This window comes from Pseudogracilibacillus sp. SO30301A (assembly GCF_037072025.1).
Taxonomy (GTDB): Bacteria; Bacillota; Bacilli; order Bacillales; family Amphibacillaceae; genus Pseudogracilibacillus.
In genome coordinates, this window is record NZ_JAXHDD010000104.1 from 1 (window position 1) to 4,480 (window position 4,480).

The 4,480-nt window shown below is 37.5% G+C and carries 4 protein-coding genes and 1 riboswitch; all 4 genes read right to left on the reverse strand.

What is annotated here, in order from left to right; all coding sequences use genetic code 11:
* Nucleotides 1-1,124: NCS2 family permease (locus SPD89_RS22415; protein ID WP_336264169.1), on the reverse strand; the 1,124-nt coding region annotated here is incomplete at its 3' end.
* A 185-nt stretch (nt 1,125-1,309) separates the two neighbouring features.
* A riboswitch (purine riboswitch) is annotated at nt 1,310-1,410 on the reverse strand.
* A gap of 121 nt (nt 1,411-1,531) precedes the next feature.
* Nucleotides 1,532-1,699, reverse strand: a complete 168-nt coding sequence (locus SPD89_RS22420) for a hypothetical protein (RefSeq protein WP_336264170.1) — start codon at nt 1,697-1,699, stop codon at nt 1,532-1,534.
* Entirely contained in the window at nt 1,696-3,651 is a 1,956-nt protein-coding gene (locus SPD89_RS22425; RefSeq protein WP_336264171.1) for an aconitate hydratase, read from the reverse strand. The genes SPD89_RS22420 and SPD89_RS22425 overlap by 4 nt, the downstream gene beginning before the upstream one ends.
* 429 nt (nt 3,652-4,080) lie before the next feature.
* On the reverse strand, nt 4,081-4,266 hold the full coding sequence (locus tag SPD89_RS22430) for a hypothetical protein (protein ID WP_336264172.1): 186 nt from the start codon (nt 4,264-4,266) through the stop codon (nt 4,081-4,083).
* Between the last annotated feature and the right edge of the window lie 214 nt (nt 4,267-4,480).

Below are 4,480 nucleotides of genomic sequence, written 5' to 3' on the forward strand. Positions count from 1 at the left end.
ATATTTTTAAGTGCCGTTGACATTAACACTCCTACAATAATGAGTGCCGGAGCTGTCACTTCAACAGTAATGACTGCAAGAAGTGGCGAGAAAAATAACGCAAGTAAGAAAAATCCTGCAGTTACAACCGATGCAAATCCTGTTCGCCCTCCAACTCCTACCCCAGCAGTAGACTCAACAAAGGAAGTAGTTGTGGAAGTACCAACAACTGATCCGACAACTGTTGCTGAAGCATCCGCAAATAATGCTTTGCCTGCTCGTGGTAATTTATCATTTTTCATTAACCCTGCCTGTGTTGCAACCGCTACAAGTGTTCCTGCTGTATCAAAAAAGTCAACAAATAAAAAAGTTAAAATAACAACGAGCATTTGTAGTGTAAAAATATCACCGAAATTTATAAATGCCTGTCCAAAAGTAGGCGCTACACTTGGAACGGAACTAACAATATCACTGATTCCTTTTGGAGTAGGAATTAGTCCAAAAATCATTCCGACAATTGAAGTAATAATCATTCCGTAGAAGATTCCGCCACGGACATTTAAACTCAATAAAATAACAGATATTATAATTCCAAAAATAGCAAGTAGTACATGTGGAGATGTTAAATCACCAATTGCTACTAATGTTGCATCATTGCCAACAATAATTCCCGCATTTTGAAAACCAACAAAAGCAATAAAGAAACCAATTCCTGCACCTACAGCCATTTTTAAATTCCCTGGAATAAAGTTAATAATTTTTTCCCGTAAACCAGTTAACGTTAAAATAATAAAAATAATTCCTGATGCCAGTACGCCTGACAATGCTGTTTCCCAAGGGATGCCATATCCTAGAACAACCGTATAAGCGAAAAATGCATTTAGCCCCATACCAGGCGCTAAACCGATTGGATATTTGGCGATTACACCCATTAATAATGTACCAACTGCAGCTGCAATTGCTGTTGCTGTAAAAACGGCACCAGGATCCATTCCTGTACCTTCAGGAACATCAATTCCAGCAAGAGACAGTGTTGCCGGGTTAACGAATAATATATAAGCCATTGCTAAAAATGTCGTCATCCCCGCCATAAACTCGGTACGATAATTTGTGCCTAATTCTTCGAAGCGAAAATACTTTTTCAATCTGTCTCCCCCTTAAAATAGTAACCACTTTGGTATTTGAGCATCTCAAGACCAATCCGTTGCTCTTATGCCAACATCTGCATAAAAACAAAAAAGCACTCTTTTTTTCATAAAGAGTGCTACCGATCTATGCTAAAGAAGTAAGGAATAATGCAAAAAAGACATACATCTCTATTTGCTGAAAAATATCCATTACTATTAAGCGTAGTCAGACCATTTACGGTGGTCTGGTAGAAACTCTAAGCCATATTCCCTAGATTATACGCAAATCTTTTATTTTATTTTCATACTACTAATCATACTGACAAAAAATCAATTCGTCAATGAAATAAGTCGATATTTCCTTACTAAATCAATGATTTCGGTTACATTGTAGCAATCAAGCCTCTTATTGCATCCGTGCAAAATTAATCTAATAAACGGTTATTTTCATCTACAGACATAATACGTGTTCCATGTTCTCGATTAGTTGGAACAACACCTAACCCCTCACATACACTACATTCATATTGCCAACCTTCATCATCTGCTTGCATACCTTCTCCATGACAAGCAATACATTCATTCTCCTTCATTTTGTCGCCTCCTTTGTTTCGCGAACCCAATTAATCAGGCCTCCTGCTAAAATGATATCAATTTGTCGTGGTGATAATGAATGATTAACAACGATGCTCTTATTTTTCTCCTTTACTCCAATAAAAAACTCATTACTCTGTTTTATTTTTGTTCGAATATCCTTTAATTGAAGAATGTCTCCTTCTTCCAACTCATCGTAATCTTCTATATTAGAAAAAGTTAAAGGCAAAATACCAAAGTTAACTAAGTTTTGCCAATGAATGCGCGCGAAATCTTTCACTAATGCTACGCGTAACCCTAAATATCTTGGAGCTAATGCCGCATGTTCCCGACTCGACCCTTGCCCATAATTAAAGCCGCCGATTACAGCGTGTCCTCCCAGTTTCACACTTGCTTTTCCCCGTTCATAATATGTTGGATCAATAATTTCAAAACAAAATTTACTTATCTCAGGCAAATTACTACGATATGGCAACACACGCGATCCTCCTGCCAGGATTTCATCGGTAGATATGTTATCACCCATTTTTAATAAAACAGGTAACTCAAGTTCTTCCGGCAAAACATCCATTTCGGGGATAGATGCTATATTTGGCCCTTTGTACAATTCAACTTTTCTTGCTTCTTCAATCGGCAAAGGCTGTTCAAGCAAATTGGTATCCACTGTAACTTTTTTCGGTTCCTTGATTGTGGGAGCTTTGTCTCCTAATGTTCTAGGATCAGTAATTACTCCAGTCAATGCTGACACAGCTGCAGTTTCCGGACTACATAAAAAAACACTATCTTCTTTTGTTCCCGATCGCCCTGGGAAATTCCTTGGAGTTGTACGTAGGCTGTTTCGCCCAGTTGCAGGCGCTTGCCCCATCCCAATACAACCATTACATCCTGCTTGATGAAGTCTTGCACCTGCCTGCAACAGACTTGCAATATGACTCTCCTTTACAAGGTCTGTCAGCATTTGCCTAGAAGTAGGGTTCACATCAAGAGAAACACCTTCAGCTACTTGTTTTCCTTTTACAATTTCAGCCGCTATGCCAAAATCTCTAAACCCTGGATTTGCTGACGAACCAATATACGATTGGTAAATCGGTGTTCCAGCCACTTCTTCCACTCGGACAACATTCCCAGGACTCGATGGTTTGGCAATTAAAGGTTCTAAAGTGGATAAATCAATTTCTTCCTCTATATCATACATTGCATCTTTATCTGCTTTAAGTTCTATCCAATCTTCTTCTCTTCCTTGTTCGTTTAAAAATCGTTTAATTTCATTATCGGAAGGAAATACCGTACCTGTTGCACCGAGCTCCGCTCCCATATTGGCTATCACATGACGATCCATTGCACTTAAATTATCCAAACCAGGACCGTAATACTCAATTACTTTTCCTACGGCACCTTTTACATCATGGCGGCGGAGTAATTCTAAAATAACATCTTTCGCACTTACCCAATCAGGTAATTTCCCAGTTAGTTTTATTCCCCATACTTGTGGCATCTTTACGTAAAATGGTTCCCCAGCAATCGCCATTGCTACATCGATTCCACCAGCTCCCATAGCAAGCATACCCATACATCCATTCGCACACGTATGACTGTCGGATCCTAGAAGTATTTTTCCCGGTTTTGCAAGTCGCTGCATATGCACCGGGTGACTCACCCCATTACCGGGTCTACTGTAATAAAAACCAAAGCGTCTTGCCGCGCTTTGCAAAAATAAATGATCATCTGGATTCTTACTGTCCACTTGAATCAAATTATGGTCAACATATTGAGCGGATGCTTCCGTTTTTACTCGATCAATTCCCATTGCTTCTAGTTCGAGCATCACCATAGTACCGGTTGCATCTTGTGTTAATGTTTGATCGATTTTAAGTCCTATCTCTTTTCCTGGTACCATTTCACCAGAGATTAAATGACTTTGAATTAATTGCTCTGTCACGTTTAGTCCCATATAGATTATTCCTCCTACCTTGTACTTAGGTCATATATTTCCCAATTGGGTAACACAAATTCATGTAAACAATAAAAAGACCCAAACTAATTTGGGATCATATGAAAAATCTCCATCATTATACTTAACTTTAAAGGGGAATTCTTATCTCACTTGACTCTTGCAAAAAACTTGTCATATCGAGATTGTCCAAACCTGTATAATACCGAGAACCTTTGTCGATTGTGAAAAATAAAAAAGGACATTCTTACCTTTTTGGTGAAAATTAGGTTACTAAGACCGAATTAAAGGAGAATGTCCAATACCATGGTAACCATCCATTCCTATATAAACCCTTGGCCGAAGTGCTAAAATGTCTACATTTGTCGGCTTAAAAATCGAATACAATCGACCCTTATTTAGTGCGGACTTTTTCAAAAAATGCAAGAGTCAAGTTAATAAAAATATCGTTGCAATTCCAACAGTATGAAAACCATTTGCAAATCGAATAGGTATGTTCAATATCGTCAAAACTGTTTCTCCATAAGGATATTCATGTGAAAAAGGAAAATTTAGTATCATTGATGTAAACAAAAAAATGAGAGATAAATAGAACATCCATTTATTTTTTGTCATTTTGTTCTTTGTTCCCTCCTAAGACATTCGTTATACTATAGATCCTTTCCTCATCTCGATTAAAGTTACTGTAAACTAGTAAATGCCTCTTTTTTACATACTAATTCAGATTATATACGATCTTAATTATTTACAATTTAATCTCTACATGTAGTCACACCTATAAACAACGAATTAATACGAATTATTTTTCTGATGAATTTTTCTGATGAAG